This is a genomic window from Burkholderia sp. AU6039 (assembly GCF_002223365.1).
Classification (GTDB): domain Bacteria; phylum Pseudomonadota; class Gammaproteobacteria; order Burkholderiales; family Burkholderiaceae; genus Burkholderia.
On the sequence record NZ_NKFK01000005.1, the window covers coordinates 135134 to 152508 of the forward strand.

Sequence of the window (17375 nt, forward strand, 5' to 3'; positions counted from 1 at the left end):
AGATTGAAAAATGAGAAAGTCGCTCTCAATTTATGCGGTTGTGTTGCTGGCGTGTGCCTGCACCCCAAAGGAAGACTCAGTGGAATCGAATCTACCCGATATGTCGGCCGTACGGGCCAATCTATCATTCACGTGCGTCCATGAGGCCGAACACCTTGCACCGCTTGATCCGAAGGCAGATCAGTTGTTTCAGTATGGACGGTATTTACAGAAACTTGATGGTCCAAAGGATTTCAATGAGATCGTTCGATACTATCGAATTGCTGCAGCGTATGGCCACTATAAGGCTAATTCTAATGCGCAGAAATTGATTTCTCAAGGGATGGCCAATTCCCCGGATGGAGCAAAGGAAACTGTTGAGCTTGCAAAAAAATTAGTCAATGATGGCGTTCCTGGTGGCTATTACGACATCGGGCACTACCTTGAAATAGGCTATGGGTTAAAGCAAGACACCGAGATGGCCTTGCGGTATTTCAGGAAGGCGGCCGACTTGGGAAATCCTGAGGCCCAAACCTACGTCGCTGAGCAACTTGCGCCACACGATCGGGCTCCCGATATTGCTAGGCAGATGCGACAGTGCGCTACTGATCAAGGCTATGGCGAGGCTGCCGGGGTGCTCGGAATTAATCTTCAGGAGCAAGCAAATTATCAAATGGCGGTGAAAATATTTCAGTCAGGAGTTCGGGCCGGGGATGTAACCTCTGCCTCGTATTTAAAAAATGGATTTGTTTCTTCGTCGCCCAAAGACGAACTCTATTACTTGGGCCTCTCGGTGGACACCGAGCGATCAAAGCGCTACGAAGCTATCTGGAAATTCCTGACCGATCATGAAACCAGGAACCCCAAGGTTCTCGATATCGACAAGATCGTTCCATTGCCACCCGCGAAGCTGCCACCTTGGGACGGCACATTCCAATGGCAAAAGGAGCAAGACGCAGCTACGCCGCCTCAGAAGCCTTCGGATGAGTTCATCAACGAGATGGCGAAAGCCAAGCATCTCGATCCTGCGACCGGGTTGCCGCTTCCGGGATCGGCAGACAAGACGTCACAGGTCGAGCAACCAGAAAATGTCGCGTCCCGCCTGCCGTTGGGTGCAGTGGCGCGCACCGGCCAACCTTGCCCGGAAGACGGAGTATGGTGCGCGAAACTCGGTAGCGGTCAGACCGGCGATACGGAACGTCGATTTCTGAAGGGAGACGCATTGCCGTCCGTCATCGTGCATGAACCGAGAAAGATGGCGATACTCGACAGCATGATGGGTACGCGCCAGCACGTCGAACAGGTTTCGTGGGAACTTGTGGCATACCTTGATCAGGTTTGATCGACTCAATCCACAATGCTGCGTGGCCGCTATCGCTAGCTCGATTGCGGCCACGCGAAACAGGCTCGATCAATCATGCGCAGAACGCGTATCGTCCTCCTGATTTCGTGTCTGCTGGCAGCTTGCTCGAAGAGCGAAAACGCCGCGAGTCCGTTACCTGATGTGAGCGCGGTACGTCTGAATCTGGCCTTCGCCTGCGTCCACGAGGTCGATCATCTGCCCCCTCTCGATCCGGAGGCGGACAAATTATTTCAATACGCCCGGTATCTTGAGAAAGAAGAAGCGCAGAAAGGTCTCAACGACGTCGCTCGCTACTACCGGATTGCAGCAGCGCTCGGGCATTACAAGGCCAATCACAATCTACAAATTCTGATTTCGTCCGGGGCAGCGTCGTCACCTGACGCCGAGAAGGAGAGTGTCGAGCTTGCCGAGCAGTTGATCACGGCGGGTGTCGCTAGCGGCTATTACGATATTGGCCACTACCTGCTGAACGGCTATGGCCTCCAGCGCGATGAAGATGCCGCGCGCCGGTATATTCGTAAAGCGGCTGATCTGGGCAGCGCCGATGCTTAATATTACGTTGCGAACTTGCTTGATCCAGTCGACGCTGCGCCTGACATCGCTCTTCAGATGTTTCAATGTGCAGCGGAGCAGGGTCATGCCGAGGCGGCGAACTACCTTGGCGTGAGTCTTCAGACCGACAAGAAATTCAGTGATGCTGCCAAAGCATTTCAAATGAGTGTTGCGGCAGGCAGCAGTCAATCGGCGCTCTTGCTCGAGAGCGCGTTTGATGTAAGTGGCGGGAACGACCCGGTAAGCAATCTTGACCTTCACGTTGATCCTGAGCGTGTTCACCGATACAACGTCATCGGGAAATTTCTTCGAGCCAATGACGGCCGTAACCCCAAGGTCCCCGACTTGGACAAGATCGTTCCGTTGCCGCCTGCAAAGCTCCCTGCGTGGGACGGCACATTCCAGTGGCAAAAGGATCAAGACGCCGCCACACCGCCCCCGAAACCCTCGGGCGAACTCATCAACGAATTGGCAAAAGCCAAGCATCGCGACCCCGCGACGGGACTACCGCTTCCCGGCAGCCCGACATCGCACGGCTGATTACCTCATCGACCCCGGAGTCCACATGAATTCACCCACTCGGCCCGTCTCGCTACCCGGTGCGGCGGCACTCATCGCAGCGTTCATCATCACGCTGCTGTTTCTATCCGGTCTCTACGTGCAGTTGACGAGGTTCTCGTTGGACACGCGGATGCTGGCGTTGCAACTGGCCAGTTTCATCCAGAACCTGGTGTTTCGAACGGGCCTGGTTTATCTGATTGTCCGATGGCACGGGGAGCATCGCGATCAGCTTGCGTTCCGTCGCCCCGCGAGGCTGCTCGCGAGCTATGCGTTATGCCTGCTGGTCTGGCAGATCGCACAGATATTCATCGTCCAGGTGGCGCTGCTGAGTCTGGCCAGAAATGGCACCCGTCTGACGGTCATCGTGAACCTCATCGCGCCGGTGAGCGCCGCCCTTTATACGCTCGTAGCCTGGTTCGCATGGCGGCTCGTCACGCGCATGTTTCGCCACGATGCGCTCCCCGAGGCGCCGCGAGGTCGCGCGGCGCGGCCCATTGCCGGCCTCGCGGCGTGGCTGTTCGCCAGCGTATGTCTGCTCTTGATGACGACGACGGTGCCGATGTTGCTCGACTATTTTGACGATGACCTCGCGCGCATGATGTTCGGCTACGTTGGCGCGGTTGCCGTTCCCGCGGTATTGGTCTTTGCGGGAACGCGACTCGGCCTGCCTCGCGACCTCGTGCGACTGCACGGCTGGCGTCTGCTGGGCGCGTCGCTCGCGGCGATGGCATCCACTTCGGTGGTGTTCTATTTGGCGGTGCAGTTGCTTGGCGGCATGCTGGGGGCGGGCGTGTTGTCCGGAACGATGGCGATCGTGGTTCTTGGCAGTGCCTTTGTGGCTTGTTGGGTGTGGTTCCGCGTGTTCTACGCGTCCGTGAGCCGCGACACGGTTGAAACCCCGCAGGGCATGCCGTCGCCGTAGCTTCAGGTTGTCGCGCGCGAGTCGTTTGAGGGGCCGGATCGAATCGGAACCATGACAAACTGAATCACACGGGTTCCTTGCTGCCGGGTCGCCGCGAAGGTGTGCGCGACAGCGGCAGCGCGTATAGTGGGGCTAGCCTTGTCGCCGGTTCCATGGAACAGTCCTCGCATTCGGGCGTGACATCGTCCGGGCGTTGGGGCGTGCGGGGGCATCGATGCCCCGGGTCGGCATGGTGGATGTGGCGTCGACTTTGAAGCAGGCAGTGCCCTGGCTTGCACGAACCGGATCCGGACGAAACGGCGCCCCCATGAAAATCGATCGCAGCTCCATTCCCTGCTACCTCGTCCTTCGTGCCGGCTGGCCCCCCTATGTATTGAATGCGGACCGCCTGGTGCTCCGCCGCGAAGCGAGCCCGATGTTGCGCGCGTTCGCGCGCGCGCGTGGAGGGTTCGCGCATGTCGATGACGTTGCGTGGAACGTCTTCTCCGCCGCCGAGGGCCTTTCGGTGGTCGAGCGTCGGGAGACCGGGTTCTTTGCGCTGATCAATGGAACCGAGACAGAGCATCAACTGTGTTTGCTGGCCACCCTCTGATGTCGCCGCAGGGATGGCCGTGGTCGACGAATGCGCGTCCCGTCGAAGCGTCGATCGGTGACGCCCGGACGGCGGCGGCGCAGTCCGCCCTTGCGCCGAAAGCGCTTGACACGCTCTGTGATGGCACGTACTGTCGGTCGGTGAAGTATTCAAGAAGCGCGATTGCTGCTCATCATCGACCGTAGCCTGCGGTATTCGTTGTCCTCCCCCTCCTTGATTCTTTTCCCGGACCCGTCAGGGTGCGTTACGCACGTTCATTTTCAGGAGATCTAACATGGATACCGGTACCGTCAAGTGGTTCAACGATGGCAAGGGCTTCGGCTTCATCACGCCCGACAAGGGCGGCGACGATCTGTTCGCGCACTTCTCCGAGATTCGCGGCGACGGCTTCAAGACCCTCGCCGAAGGCCAGAAAGTCAGCTACGAAACGAAGAGCGGCCCCAAAGGCCTGCAGGCATCGAACATCACCCCGCTGTAATCGCCCTGAGCCGTCCGCCTCGTTCACGGAGCGGCGCGCAATCGCCGCTCCTTGCGCCACGTGCCGCCGAAGCCGGCCCTGGATACGCAATCGCGTCCGAAAAAGCGCACGCCGGCTCCGCAATAGCGATCCGGATCATTCCGTCAGTCGAGAGGCGGCCACCGGCTGCTTCGCCGGGAGAGCGATTCTGGCGACGCCGGCCCGATCGTGACCGTCTTCGTCGGGACAAGGCGACGCGCTCCGCGCGACACCTCGCAACCCGACATCGTGTACCGGCGGCGCGTCCATGGGTTTTGTGCGTCATCCGGAATAAGTTGGACGGTCGGCAAATGATGCGCGTATGATGGGTTCATCCGATCGACCCTGGTAAGCCGGTCGTTCGCTCCTCCATCTACCTGTTTGCTGCATCGCCCCGCCTCCGCGCTGCAACGTTGTCCCTTTCACCTCACTGGCCCGCCCCGTTACGGGGATGCTGGCCGGCCCTGTTCGCCCGTGCGATTCGTCGCGGCCGGACGCCAGGAGCTTGTCATGAGCATGCATGTCTACCGTGGATTCGAGATCTATCCACTGATTTACCCTCACGCGCCGGCGCTGGATGGCAGCCCGCACAACTACGATGCCGGTTTCGATGCGGCAGTCAAGATTTGCCTGCGCGGCGATACGCTGACGCACAGCCAGACTTTCAGGTTGCGCGACAACGCCCCGTTCGGCAGTGCCGGCGATGCACGTCGTGCTTCGCTGCGCTACGCGGAAAACATCATCGACGACAATCGCGACAAGCAAGGCTTCTTTTCCGGCACGCCTTGAGGCAAACCGCCAAGGCAACGCGATGTGTTGTCAATTCGGAGGACGAAATGATCATCGATGAACTGCTCGGCCTGATCAGGCGGCATGAGGTCATCAGGACCGACGCCGTCCTGCCCACCGGGATCGGCGATTCAGCGCGGTGCCATCAGCAGGAACTGCAAATGTTCGTGGCGGTACGCGCGTTGTCGATCGGAGCCGGATATTCGGAGTTCGAGTCCGACGAGATCGCGAGTGCCGTCATGACACGACTCGGCTAGTGTGCCGTTCAACCATTCGAAAACAGGATCACCATGACAACCGTTACGCTGAAGGTCAACGAACCGATCGATGTCGCGCTGCGACGATTTCGGCGCGATATCGAGAAAACCGGGCTGATTCGGGAGTTGCGCAGTCGCACGGGCTATGAAAAGCCCACGACGGAACGCAAGCGGAAAAAGGCGAGCGCCGTGGCCAGACAGCGCTTGCGCGCGAAGCGCATGTTGCCACCGCGCAAAATGTACTAGGAGGGCATCATGTACACCATGCCGGCCGAGGCGCCCCCGTTTTTCCCGCTGACCAGATGCCAGGTCGATCTCGATCGGCAGAAGGACATGGTGACGCTGCTGCCGAGCTTCTATGCGTTCGGATGCGAGTACACCAGCCGCGGTTTTCTGATCGGACGCGACGATGCGTTCAAGTTGATTGCCGCGCTGGAGAAGGCGCTCAGCGTCCAGGGATGAGCTGACGACGACGCGCTCGCGAGCATCGACAACCCAAGGGCGAACCATGCGTGTCACGACGAAGTACGTGGATCTGCTCTATTTCCTCGTCGTATTGCAACTCGTGACGCAACGGAAGACGCACGAGTGGCTGTCGTCGTTTCAACTCGTCGAATCGCTGCAAGGCTGGCTGGTTATCCATCGTGCGAAATGCGATTGGCGCGATCGTGTCTGGATAGGGCATGCTTCCCTTCAGATCGCGAAGGCGGCCCGCCCGGTCGACGACGCTGAATCGACGGGGACGGGCGCGCCACGGGATGCGCTGGCAGACCGGTCGAGTTTGCGGATGAAGTGCATCCGCTACCTGCGGGAGCATGTCTGAGCGTGGCCGCGCTCGCACGGGCGGCACGCGGGTGCCGGTCGGCGTCGAGCCGGCGTCAGTCATGCGGGATCGTGCCGGCGGCCACGCCGCTACACCGCCACCCACGCAAAATCCTGCTTCAAATGCTCCAGCCGCTGCGGCCGCTGATACAGATACCCCTGCGCATACTGAATCCCGACCGTATGCAGCGCGCGATGCTGCGCTTCCGTTTCCACGCCTTCCGCGATGATCTTCAGGTCGTAGTGATGCGCCACGGACGCGATCCCTTCGATCAACCCGGCACTGCCGCCGTTCAGTTGCGAGACGAACTGGCGATCGATCTTCACGTAGTCGAACGGAAAGCGTGACAGCAAGTCGAGATTGCTGTGATGCGTGCCGAAATCGTCGATCGCGAACTTCGCGCCTTTCGCTCGCAGCGCATGGAACATCGCGGTGGTCCGCGCATTCTTCTCGAGCAGGATGCGCTCGGTGACTTCGAGCACCAGCGTAAAGCCGGGCGGCAGCGCGCGGATCGCCTCCTCGACGACGGACACGAACCGCGTGCGCTCGAGATCCTTCGGCGCGATGTTGACGGCGATGCGCAGCGGCGCGCACGGCGTCAGCGCGGATAGTTCCGACACGGCTGTCCGCAGCACGAATTCGGTCACTTTCGGCAGCACCGCGCTCGATTCGACCTGCGGGATGAACACGGCCGGGCTGATGGCCCCCCACTTGGGGTGCTGCCAGCGCAGCAGCGCCTCGACGCCGACGGTCCTGCGCGTCTCGACATCGACGATCGGCTGGTACACGACATGGAGCTCGTCGCGCCTGAGCGCGTTGCGCACGGCCTTCAGCAGCAGCCGGCGCGGCGCCATCGCCAGCAGGTAGGCCGCCATCACGAGGCCGTCCGCCAGCAGCACGATCGTGATGGCGATCAGCCGATAGTGCTGCCGGACCTGCGACGCATAGTGCGCGGATGCGGCAACCCGCACCGTGAACGGCCAGCGGGGTGACACGATCGTGCTTCCAACCAAGGGCTCCGTGGCCGACTCCGGCGTGAACTTCCCGTGCTGGTCGAGATGGCCCGAACCCGCGATCGACAGCGTCGCGGTTTCCGTCCCGTAGCGGGCGCCGTGCGCGAGCGCGTCGGCCACGTAGTCGCCTTCGATCAGGTAGAGCACCCCCGCGCCGGGTGCGGTCGCGTAAAACACGGGCAGCACCGGGATGCCTTGCTGGAACGGCGTCTGGCGCAGCAGCGTGACGAGCGTCGAGCCCGGTTCCGGCTCGTGGGTATATGCGCCGAGCGGCAGGTCGATCGCCCCCAGCGCCGACGAGCACATGACACGGCCCTCGTGCACCAGCGCGACGGCGCGCAGATAGCGCAGGCGCGTGCCTATCTCGGCGAGCGTCCGGAATACCGCCGGGCATGGCCGCCCGACGAGCGCGGTCAGTTCGTCCACATGCCGCAGGCGCGCGCCGTCCAGGATGCGGTCCACCGAGGCGACGATGTCGTTCGCGATGACGCGTTCATGCTCGGTGACGGTATCGCGCGCGTAGCGGTCGGCAAGCGCGATCGCGAATGCCGGCACGAGCACGCAAACGATTACGGCGGCGAAAAAGGCGACCCGCGGCCATGCGCCGCTGTGCTGGAAAACGGCCTTCGAGCCTGGCGTGAACGCTGACATTCCCGCGGTCGCCTTGGGTGTTGTGTGTATGAAGAGGCGAGTCGAACCGGTCGATACACCCCGGCGCATGCGTCATGCCGGGTTCGGGCCATGCGCGGTGCGTGCCGGGATCGCAATGCGATCGATGCTACGGTCGCGACGGGCATTTGCGGCAGACCCGTTGCAATCGGCCAATCGTTCCGGAGGCTCGCCTGTATAAACATGCAGCACATGTACATAGACGTAGCACACCGAAAAAACCCCGGCCGCATGGTCTTGCGGCCGGGACAAAAAAACACCGTCTCTTGGCACGAGGATGGTGCGCGGCAAGTATAAGATGTGATGAGAGATTACGAAATATTGTTATTCAACTATTGGTGTAGTTTTGTCATTGTGTCTCGACAAGAAACATTCTTTCGGGATGCTGTCTTCGTCGACCTGCCGACGGCCGGTGATCAGTCGCCGCGCGCCACGGTCGCACGTCTCGCCGGAGCTTCGGGATGGAAGAAAATACCGCGCCCACGGTCATCGTGACCGATGGCGCAGCCGCGGCCGATGGCGGTTCGCTGTGGATCCGGATTGCCGTGAACGGGAAAGCCAGCAACTACTCGCTCAATCGCGCGCTCGCTGCGCGCGGCACGCCGCACTACAACACCATCAGCGGTGAACGTGGCCCGCTTTCGAAAGGTGAACGAAAGGAGTTGCTCGCGCTGCTGTGCAGCATTGCCGATCCCGCGATATGGGCCGGCATGGTCGGCACGTTCGTGCAGGTGCTGCAGGCGTCCGGAGATGAGTGAACGATACGGTGCCGGCGCGTCGCGCGGGCCGCGCTTCAGAAATCGTTGCGCATCTTGCGCAGCAAATCACCGCCCGATTGATGCGTGTCCACCGCGGTGAGCACATCGGTCAGGAACCACGGCAGGTTCAGTTGCGTATTGGCATCGCTGACGCACACGCGGATCGGCGGCGCCTTCGACGGTGAGCGGGCGTCGGGCGTGGCGTCGCGGGACGGCACGCAGTTTTTCGCGTGCGCTTGAACGGGCGCCGGCTCGGCGCTGCCGGACGGCGCACCGGCGGCGGCCGGCAAGCTGACGGCGGCCAGCAGGGTCAGGAGAGCAACAGGGGCAACGCGTTTCATGGGATTCTCCGGCGATGCTCGTTCGACCGCGCGGGCGGACGCGAGTTCGTCGGTAGCACGCTTGCGCACCGCGCTCAGCCGCGCGCGACGTTCGCTGCCCGCGCCGGTTGCCGGCTGCGCCACTGCTGCGGCGATTCGCCGGTCCAGCGCCGGAAGGCGCGCGTAAAGGCGCTGTGTTCCGAATAGCCGAGCAACCAGGCGACTTCCGCGAGCGTCAGCCGAGGATCGTTCAGGTGGTCGATCGCGAGCCGCCGCCGCGTGTCCTCGCGCAGTATCCGGAAGTTGAGCCCGAGTTCGGCAAGCCGTCGATGCAGCGTGCGCGACGACACATGCAGGTTCGCGGCGATCTGTTCGAGGCTCGCTTCGCCCTGCGTCAGCAGGCGCGCGACGGCTTCGCGCACCGACTGTTCGAGATCGTCCGTCTGCCGCAGCTCGGCAAGCAGCGCGCTCGCCTGGCGTTCCATCATCTGCAGCAGCGCGTCATCCGGCTGGCGCAGCGGCTGCATGAGCAGGTGCAGCGGGAACGCAAGGCGGTTCACCGGCTGGCCGAATCGCACCGGGCAGCCGAAATAGTCGATGTACGGTTGTTCGTCGCCGGGCGACGGATGCACGAAGCAGACCTCGTCGGGCCCGTGATGCGTGCCGGTGATGTTGCGTGCGAACTGGACGATGGCCGTCAGCGCCACTTCGTCGACGAGCGGGCCGAGCGGCTCAGGCGCGTCGTGCCATTCGATCGCGACCGACGTCGCCTCGACCCGCACCTCCATGCGCGCGACGTTCGCGATCAGGTGTTCGTATTGCTGCCAGCGCGCGAGCGCGGCGCCGGCATCGCGGCACGCATGCAGCGCATAGCCGAGCGCACCGAGATGGGCCGGCGTGATTCGCTGGCCGACGTGCAGGCCGAGCAGCGGATCGTCGAGCGCGCGCACCGCGCATTCGAGCAGGCGCCGCCAGTGAGCGCTCGCATACAGCGTGAGCCCGCGATCGTCCTCGGGCGGCCGCGCCTCGCCGAGCACGCGCGCGGCATCCTTGCCCTGCTCGGACAGATAGTCGAACAGCAGCCGCACGTAGGTGCTCGAGTAGTAGACGCGCTGCGTCGATAGCGGGGAGGCGGCGGGCATGGCGGAAAGTGTCAAGTAATCGTCGGCAAGTGTCAACGCGGGACGACCCGCGCGCGACCATACTGCCGATCAGTTCTTGATCGAGGCCGCGAACATGCCGACCGAGTTGACGACGTGGCTCCATGCGTTCCTGGGTAACGACGTGGACTGGAAGCAGGTGCTGCTGATCGGCATGACGCCGGTCTTCCTGATCGCGTTCGCGATCGAATACGCGGTGATGACCGGGCGCGGCCGCCGCGAGCCGTTTCGCTGGAAGGAGATCGCCGCGAACCTGTCGCTCGGCGCCGGCTACCAGGTGGCCGAGACCGTGATGGGGCTCCTGTTCACGGGCGCGATCTTCGCGTGGGTCTACCGGCACCGGCTGTTCGACGTGCCGGTGAACGGCTTCACGATCGTGCCGATCTTCGTCGTCGTGGAGTTCTGCTACTACTGGTTTCATCGCACGTCGCATCGCGTGCGCTGGTTCTGGGCCGCGCACGTGCCGCATCACAGCGGTGAAGTGATGAACTTCACGACGGCGATGCGGCAGTCGCTGCTGAACGCGTTCGTCGGCGTGTTCGTGTTCTACCTGCCGCCGGTGTGGCTCGGCATCCCACCGGCCGTCGTGCTGTTCCTGCTCGCGGTCGATCTCGCGTACCAGTACTTCGTGCATACCGAAGCGATCGGGCGGCTGCCGCGCGGGTTCGAGTACGTGTTCGATACGCCGTCGAACCATCGCGCGCATCATGGCCGCAATCCGCGTTATATCGACAGGAACTACGGCGGCGTGCTGATCATCTTCGATCGACTGTTCGGCACGTATGTCGAGGAAACGGAGCCGGTCGACTACGGGATCACGCAGCAGATTCGTTCGACCAACTTCCTGGTGCTCAACCTGCACGAATTCGTCGACATGTGGCGCGACGTGTTCGCACCCGGGCCCGTCCTGCAGCGGCTGAAACACCTGTGGATGCCGCCCGAATGGGAGCGGCCGGGGCATCGGCCGATCCATACGTGGAGTGTCGAGCGCAAGGGCGAGGAGGAGACGGCGACAACCTCGTGTGCGATGCCCGACGAGGATGCGTCGGCGCCAGGGCGCAAGATCGTACAAGCCACCGGTACGCGATCCGGCTAACCTGCGTGCTTTCCTCGGCGAAAGGCGCGGCGGGCAATGACGAAGAAAGTATTCTGGGACGATCCCTACCGGACGACGCTGGATACCGTCGTCAGCCACGTCGACGGCGATCGCGTGCGGGTGGACGCCACCATCTTCTTTGCGTTTTCCGGTGGGCAGGAAAGCGACGCGGGGTCACTGGGCGGCTATCCGGTCATCCAGGCCGACAAGCAGGCCCTCGACATCGTCTATACGCTGCCGCACGATCATGCGCTGAGCGTCGGCGATCGCGTGACCTGGCGCATCGACTGGACGCGGCGGTACCGGCTGATGCGTCTGCACTTCGCGGCTGAAATGGTGCTGCAGCTGGTCTATCGGCTCAGGCCCGGCATCGCGCGCATCGGCGCGCATATCGGGCCGGACAAGGCGCGCATCGATTTCGCGAGCGACACGAGCGTGGCGCCGCTGTTTCCCGAGATCGAATCGGCTGCAGCCGACCTGTCGAAGCGCGACCTGCGCATCGTGACCGATTTCAGCGATGTCGATGCGCAACGCCGGTTCTGGCGTGTCGACGGCTTCGCGACGATGGCGTGCGGCGGCACGCATCCGGCGTCGACCGGCGAGATCGGCATGCTGACGCTCAAGCGCAGGAATACCGGGAAAGGCAAGGAGCGCATCGAGGTGATGCTGGTCGAGCCGGAGAGCGCCGGCGGGTAGCGGGGTGAGCGGGTTGCGTCATCCGCTGCCCGCGTCACCTCACTGATACCCGTAACACTGCTTCAACCCCGCGTAGTCATAGAAGTGGCTGCCCGGCGCGATCTTCGCGCCGTCGCACGCGGCCTGGAAATCCGTTTCGCGCTCGTTGTACAGCATCTTCACGATGAGTCGCGAGCCGTTGCGGTAGACATCCCACTGCATGTTCGCAGCCATCGGTGACACCTGATCACCGCGCCACGGATTGCTCGCGTACGTGTAAGTCTGCGCCTGCGGCGTCGGCACGAACACGTTCTTCAGGTTCATGAGCGACGCGAACGGAATCACGATCTCCGCGTGCGTGAAGCGCAGCTTCGCGGCGCGGGTCAGGTCGCCGCGCGCGATCGCATCGACTTCGCCGAAGAAATCGTCCTGCAGGACCTTCGCCATCCGGTACGTGACGGGGTTCGCTTCCTGGATGCCGGGCCCCTTCTGGTAGTAGTCCTCGGCATCCTGCAGATACGCGAGATACTGCGCCTGCTCCGCGCCGATGTACTTTTCCATCGTGACGCCGCCGGTTTCCGCGGTCATCGCGGGCGCGACCTGCAGCAGGTTGTACAGCACGTTCACCGCATCGACGGCCGTTGCGATCTTCGTCTTGCCGTCGCCCTTCAGCGTGTTGGTGAACTTGCCGTCCGCCGACGTGAATGCGTAGGTGCCCGTGTTCGCGAACGTGTAGCCGTCGGCGCCGAGCTTCGCGATGAAGGCCTGCGACACGAGCGCGGACAGCACCGTCTGCGCGACGTCGGCCGCCTGTGGCGCGGCCTTGATCGCGTTGAGCTTCGCGGCCACCGTCGCGTCGTTCGCATAGGCCTGGTATGCCTGGCTTGCCTGGTAGGTCGCGTAGTACGGATTGCCGGTGTCGGTCACGAGATCGGTGGCCGGCTTCAGCGCGTGGAAATACAGCAGGAAGCGGTTGGTGCCGGCCGGCTGCGCGACTGGCGCGTTCGCGGGATAGCCGGACGGCGCGGCCGGCAGCGTGATCGCCGTGGCCAGCGCCGGCCGCGCGGCCACGAGCGACGCGGAGAAATACGTCGAGCTGTCGACCGCGCGATCCTGGCCCGAGTTGACGACGACGACCTGCCGGTTGCCGGCCGCGAACAAGGCGGGCAGCCGCTGCGCGAGCCGCGCGGCGAGTTGCTGGTGTTCGCGGATGCCGGTTTGCGTGAGATTGCCGTACCCGGGCGTCGAGATGCCCGCCACGCCATAGCCGAGCAGCGCATTGGCCTTCATCATCGCGTAGGTGTCGGCCTTGAGCTGCGCGCCGAGCGTGGTCAGTGCGCCGTCGGCCTCGGCCTTGACCAGCATCGCGTAGATCGCGCCGTCGTACTTGAAGCCTGACAATCCACGCGAGCCGTGGCGCGCGACGAGTTCCGTATAGACGGGCGCGTAGCCGGCGGGCGGCGCTTCGTACGTCGCGGCGTCCTGCTGCGGGCGGTACGGCGTCTTCGTCTGGTAGTAAGTCGCGGGTGTCGGCTTGGGCTGTGGCTGCGGTTGCGGTGCGGGCGTCGAACCGCTGTTGTCGGCAGAGGCCGCGGGTGGTGTCGAGTCGTCCCCGCCGCAGGCAGCGAGCAGCAGGCAGGTAATCGCGAGGGCGGTGGCGGTGCGGATCGGGCGTGTCATCGTGGCGTGCAACGGGCGGGACGAGGCAGGTTCGCGTCGTCCCGTCTCCGGGAGTGATCGGTCAAGCCCGGAAGTGTTGCAAGCGACTTTGACAGTAGAATGTCAGGATTCGGTCGGGCAATCGTCGGATTGCCGCGGGATCGTGGATGGCCGGCCACCGCCGGCCCGTGTGCCGGCGTTCAGTGCAGGCCGGCCGATGCGATCGAGCGCACGGTGTCGGTGATGTTCACGCAGCGCGACAGGCCGAAATGCTCGGCTTCGCGGCGCTCCGGTTCGCTGCTCGCAATCGCCACCGCGCGTTCGGGCGGCACGCCGAGTGCCTGCAGCGCGACGTCGAAGGGATGCTGGTTTGATCCGGAGTCCTGCTGATTGGCGTCCGTGACGACGACCGAGAAGCGGTCGAGGTTCGCGCGGCCGAACTGGCCTTCGAACATGTCGCTGAGCCGTGCGGCCGGCAGCGTCGTGACGAGACCGAGTCGATATCCTTCTTCCGATGCTCGGTCGAGCCACTGGATGATCGCGTCGCGTTGATGGCGCGATTCATGCGAATCCGGTGTTGCTTCGATTTGCGCGAATGCTGCGTCGAGACGGGTGACGATGGCTTCGATGACCACGGTGATTCCTCTTCAGAGACGTGATGATCCGTTCGCCGACGGGAATGCCACACACCTTAGCGTCGTTCCGGAAAACGCGACCAATTAATATTTATAGCCGACCCATACGATTCGACTAATGAATGGGGCGTCGACCCAATGTGGGCGCGGGATGCGTTTCGCACGGTCTGTTCCGCGCGCATCGCATCGTATCGACGGCCTTCGATGTGATGCACCAGATTCGCGCACGTGGTGAATGCACCGCGCATGTGCATATGAAAAAACGGCATATCGAGCGATGCACGCCCGATATGCCGTCTTCCGATCCCGCGTATGAACAGGCGTGATCAGTGCAGCTTGATCGACGGCTGATTGCGGCTTTGCAGCCAGTGGCTCAGCGACTGGAACAGCGCACGCTTCACGCCGACCACGCTGAACAGGTGCTTGCGATACAGGAACTTGTACAGCCCGATCGCGGCCAGCCCGTCGACGATCAGCGAGCGCGAACGCACGCTGATGTCGGCCTGGTACACGGCGCCCGCATGCCCGAGCGACACGACGGTGCCCGCATCGCGGAACGTGAAGCCGTCCACCGGCTTGCCGGCGACGCGGCGCGCGAACGCGTTGACCAGGTACACGGCCTGCTGATAAGCGACCTGCGCGCGCGGCGGCAGGAAGCCGTTCGCGACGCCCGTCGGGCAGGCGGCGCAGTCGCCGAACGCATACACGTGCGGATCGTCCGGCGTCTGCAGCGTATCGGTCACGATCACCTGGTTCGAGCGGTTGAGCGCGATGTCGCCGATCTGCCGCAGGAACGCGGGGCCCGCCACGCCGGCCGCCCAGATCGTGATGTCGCTCGCGAGCCGTTCGCCGGTCGAGGTCGTCACGGCATCCGCGCCGACTTCCGCCACGCGGGTATCGGTCAGCACGTCGACGTTCAGCGCGCGAAGCTGCGCATGCATCTTGCCGGACAGCCGCTCGTCGAGCGCCGGCAGGATGCGCGGGCCGCCTTCGATCAACCGGATGTGCACGTCGCGCGCGGACACCAGCGCCTTGAAGCGGTACGTCGTCAGTTGCTGGATCGCATCGCGCAATGCCGCTGCCAGCTCGACGCCCGTCGCGCCCGCACCGATCACGTTGATGCAGATCGGCGCCGCGCGCCGCGCGGGCTGCTGCTCGGCCAGGTGATTCGCCTTCGTGCAGGCCGCGAGGAACTTCCGGCGGAAATCCTCGGCCTGGTCGAGGTTTTCTAGCGGCAGCGCGTGGCGCGCCGCACCCGGCACATTGAAGAAGTTCGTCACGCTGCCGACGGCGAGCACGAGATCGTCATAGCCGAGCTCGCGCTGCGGCAGGATTTCCGTGCCGTCCACGTCGTGCACGGCCGCGATCGTCGCCGTGCGTGCCGCGCGGTCGACCTGTTGCAGCGCGCCCTGCACGAAGCGGAACCCGTGGCGCTTCGCTTGCGCCGCGTATTCGATCGTGTGCGAGGCCGGGTCGCGATGGCCCGATGCGGCTTCGTGCAGCAGCGGCTTCCAGAAGTGCGTCGGATAGCGGTCGACAAGCACGACTTCGGCTTGCCCGCGGCGTCCGACCGTATCGCCGAGACGCGTGGCGAGGTGCAGGCCGCCGGCGCCGCCGCCGACGATCACGATGCGCGGCAGGCGCGGGGCGCGGTCCGTTGCAAGGTTGGGCGTGGTGTTGTCCATGTAGGGCTCCCGCTTTAATGACGATTCGGATGACATTGCTCAAGAACCGACGATATAGTTTCGAACCCACTCGAACAATTTAATGTTTATAAGCGACTCATATGTATTCACTTATAGGAAAGACCGCGACGTTCCGGCAGCTGAAGGCGCTGGACATGATTGCGCGGCTCGGCAGCGTGTCGCGGGCGGCCGAGGAACTGAACCTGACGCAGCCGGCCGTGTCGCTGCAGGTGCGCCTGCTCGAGGAGGCGGTGGGTGCCGCGTTGCTGCAGCGGGTGGGGCGCGGCGTGCAGCTGACCGCCGCCGGCGAGATCGTGTCGCGCTATGCGCGCGAGATCCTGCATCTGTGGAGCGAGGCCGGCGACGAAGTGGCCGCGCTGACGGGCGATCTCGGCGGCACGCTGCGGATCGGCGCGATCACGACGGCCGAGTACCTGATTCCGCCGCTGCTCGTGAAATTCACCGCGACGCGTCCGCATGTGAAGACTTATTTCAAGGTGGGTAATCGCGACGACATCATCCGCATGCTCGCCACGCATGAAATCGATCTCGCGGTGATGGGCAGCGCGCCGAAGGAACTGCGCACGCATGCGGTCGAGTTCGCGAAGCATCCGATGGTGTTCGTCGCGGCGCCTGGCCATCCGCTGATGCAGCGCAAGCGCGTCGCGCTGAAGGATCTCGAATCCGCGCACCTGCTCGTGCGCGAACGCGGCGCGGGGACGCGCTCGACGGTCGAGAGCCTGTTCAAGAACGCGGGTTACCGGTTCCATGTGGGCTCCGAACTGTCGAGCAACGAGGCGATCAAGCAGATGGCCGAAGCGGGGCTCGGCGTGGCGTTCCTGTCGTTGCACGCGTGTGCACTCGAACTGCGCACCGGGCTGCTCGGGCAACTGCCGTTCCCCGGCAACCCGATCGAGCGCGAGTGGTATGTGGTTACGCTCGCCGACCGGCGCATTTCGCAGGTCACGGGGCTGTTCCGCGATTTCCTGATCAAGCAGGGCGCGCCGGTGATCGACGGCGCGACGGTGGCGCCGCACGAGCGGCGGCGCAAGTAGGCGGATGCGTTGACCGGCCGGTCAGACGAGCCCGAAGTCGTCGTTGCTGTCGGGGATCGATGCGAGCAGCCGTTCGAGCCGGGTCCAGCCGACGATGCGCAGGCACCAGGCGATGACGGTGGCGAAGGCGGTGCGGTCGTTGCGGGGGCCGGACGAGGGGCGATTGGCGGCGGAAGGCGAGCGCGCGGTGAACGCGGCGCGTTGCACGAGGCACTGATGGGGCATGACGGTCTCCGTAGGTGTCGGATGGGGCCATCGTAAGCGGCGCGGCGCCCGCCGGCGCGCACGCAAGGATGGCCCTGAGCAGGAACGGATG

General features: G+C 63.7%; 22 protein-coding genes. 15 read left to right on the top strand and 7 right to left on the bottom strand.

What is annotated here, in order from left to right; translation table 11 throughout:
- Positions 1-10 precede the first annotated feature (10 nt).
- The 11 genes from CFB39_RS18320 to CFB39_RS18365 all read left to right on the top strand — a co-directional run bounded on the left by CFB39_RS18320 (position 11) and on the right by CFB39_RS18365 (position 6334).
- On the top strand, positions 11-1321 hold the full coding sequence (locus CFB39_RS18320; RefSeq protein ID WP_179257691.1) for a sel1 repeat family protein: 1311 nt from the start codon (positions 11-13) through the stop codon (positions 1319-1321).
- Positions 1322-1396: 75 nt separating this feature from the next.
- Positions 1397-1894: a tetratricopeptide repeat protein gene (locus tag CFB39_RS41155; RefSeq protein ID WP_306426926.1), complete on the top strand. Its 498-nt coding sequence runs from the start codon at positions 1397-1399 to the stop codon at positions 1892-1894.
- Between the two features lie 15 nt (positions 1895-1909).
- On the top strand, positions 1910-2434 hold the full coding sequence (locus tag CFB39_RS41160) for a DUF6396 domain-containing protein (protein WP_306426927.1): 525 nt from the start codon (positions 1910-1912) through the stop codon (positions 2432-2434).
- Positions 2435-2459: 25 nt separating this feature from the next.
- Positions 2460-3377, top strand: a complete 918-nt coding sequence (locus CFB39_RS18330) for a hypothetical protein (RefSeq protein WP_089473901.1) — start codon at positions 2460-2462, stop codon at positions 3375-3377.
- A gap of 307 nt (positions 3378-3684) precedes the next feature.
- Positions 3685-3969, top strand: a complete 285-nt coding sequence (locus CFB39_RS18335; protein ID WP_089429199.1) for a hypothetical protein — start codon at positions 3685-3687, stop codon at positions 3967-3969.
- Between the two features lie 274 nt (positions 3970-4243).
- Positions 4244-4447, top strand: a complete 204-nt coding sequence (locus tag CFB39_RS18340) for a cold-shock protein (RefSeq protein ID WP_089428591.1) — start codon at positions 4244-4246, stop codon at positions 4445-4447.
- Positions 4448-4975: 528 nt separating this feature from the next.
- On the top strand, positions 4976-5254 hold the full coding sequence (locus CFB39_RS18345) for a hypothetical protein (protein WP_089473902.1): 279 nt from the start codon (positions 4976-4978) through the stop codon (positions 5252-5254).
- 47 nt (positions 5255-5301) lie between these two features.
- Positions 5302-5511, top strand: a complete 210-nt coding sequence (locus CFB39_RS18350; protein ID WP_089428588.1) for a hypothetical protein — start codon at positions 5302-5304, stop codon at positions 5509-5511.
- 33 nt (positions 5512-5544) lie between these two features.
- Complete coding sequence (gene rpsU, locus CFB39_RS18355) at positions 5545-5757, top strand: 30S ribosomal protein S21 (RefSeq protein ID WP_006754722.1); 213 nt, start codon at positions 5545-5547, stop codon at positions 5755-5757.
- Between the two features lie 9 nt (positions 5758-5766).
- On the top strand, positions 5767-5973 hold the full coding sequence (locus CFB39_RS18360) for a hypothetical protein (protein ID WP_089473903.1): 207 nt from the start codon (positions 5767-5769) through the stop codon (positions 5971-5973).
- A 67-nt stretch (positions 5974-6040) separates the two neighbouring features.
- On the top strand, positions 6041-6334 hold the full coding sequence (locus CFB39_RS18365) for a hypothetical protein (protein ID WP_144030273.1): 294 nt from the start codon (positions 6041-6043) through the stop codon (positions 6332-6334).
- 89 nt (positions 6335-6423) lie between these two features.
- Here CFB39_RS18365 and CFB39_RS18370 read toward each other — a convergent pair whose 3' ends face one another.
- A complete protein-coding gene (locus CFB39_RS18370) occupies positions 6424-7998 on the bottom strand; it encodes an EAL domain-containing protein (protein WP_089473905.1) in 1575 nt (524 codons plus the stop codon).
- Positions 7999-8477: 479 nt separating this feature from the next.
- On the opposite strand from CFB39_RS18370, the gene CFB39_RS18375 reads away from it, so the two are divergent.
- Positions 8478-8774: a hypothetical protein gene (locus tag CFB39_RS18375; protein ID WP_089473906.1), complete on the top strand. Its 297-nt coding sequence runs from the start codon at positions 8478-8480 to the stop codon at positions 8772-8774.
- A gap of 35 nt (positions 8775-8809) precedes the next feature.
- Here CFB39_RS18375 and CFB39_RS18380 read toward each other — a convergent pair whose 3' ends face one another.
- The gene (locus CFB39_RS18380; protein WP_089475587.1) at positions 8810-9115 is read right to left on the bottom strand and encodes a hypothetical protein; all 306 of its coding nucleotides are present in this window, start codon (positions 9113-9115) and stop codon (positions 8810-8812) included.
- Positions 9116-9189: 74 nt separating this feature from the next.
- The gene (locus tag CFB39_RS18385; protein WP_089473907.1) at positions 9190-10236 is read right to left on the bottom strand and encodes an AraC family transcriptional regulator; all 1047 of its coding nucleotides are present in this window, start codon (positions 10234-10236) and stop codon (positions 9190-9192) included.
- 94 nt (positions 10237-10330) lie between these two features.
- Between CFB39_RS18385 and CFB39_RS18390 the strand changes: the two genes are divergently transcribed.
- The gene (locus tag CFB39_RS18390; protein ID WP_089475588.1) at positions 10331-11350 is read left to right on the top strand and encodes a sterol desaturase family protein; all 1020 of its coding nucleotides are present in this window, start codon (positions 10331-10333) and stop codon (positions 11348-11350) included.
- A gap of 36 nt (positions 11351-11386) precedes the next feature.
- Positions 11387-12046 (top strand): alanyl-tRNA editing protein, encoded by a 660-nt coding sequence (locus CFB39_RS18395; protein ID WP_089473908.1) that lies wholly within the window; start codon positions 11387-11389, stop codon positions 12044-12046.
- Between the two features lie 39 nt (positions 12047-12085).
- Here CFB39_RS18395 and CFB39_RS18400 read toward each other — a convergent pair whose 3' ends face one another.
- The 3 genes from CFB39_RS18400 to CFB39_RS18415 form a co-directional block, all read right to left on the bottom strand.
- On the bottom strand, positions 12086-13705 hold the full coding sequence (locus CFB39_RS18400; protein WP_089475589.1) for a histidine-type phosphatase: 1620 nt from the start codon (positions 13703-13705) through the stop codon (positions 12086-12088).
- 179 nt (positions 13706-13884) lie between these two features.
- Positions 13885-14319 carry a phosphatase gene (locus CFB39_RS18405; protein ID WP_043178987.1) on the bottom strand — a complete coding sequence of 145 codons (435 nt, stop codon included), beginning with the start codon at positions 14317-14319 and terminating at the stop codon, positions 13885-13887.
- Between the two features lie 326 nt (positions 14320-14645).
- Positions 14646-16004 carry an NAD(P)/FAD-dependent oxidoreductase gene (locus CFB39_RS18415; protein ID WP_089473910.1) on the bottom strand — a complete coding sequence of 453 codons (1359 nt, stop codon included), beginning with the start codon at positions 16002-16004 and terminating at the stop codon, positions 14646-14648.
- Between the two features lie 101 nt (positions 16005-16105).
- On the opposite strand from CFB39_RS18415, the gene CFB39_RS18420 reads away from it, so the two are divergent.
- Positions 16106-17059, top strand: coding sequence for a LysR family transcriptional regulator (locus CFB39_RS18420; protein WP_046548935.1), 954 nt, complete (start codon positions 16106-16108; stop codon positions 17057-17059).
- Between the two features lie 21 nt (positions 17060-17080).
- Here the strand turns inward: CFB39_RS18420 and CFB39_RS18425 are convergent, their stop codons facing one another.
- Complete coding sequence (locus CFB39_RS18425; RefSeq protein WP_179257693.1) at positions 17081-17284, bottom strand: hypothetical protein; 204 nt, start codon at positions 17282-17284, stop codon at positions 17081-17083.
- Positions 17285-17375: the final 91 nt, after the last annotated feature.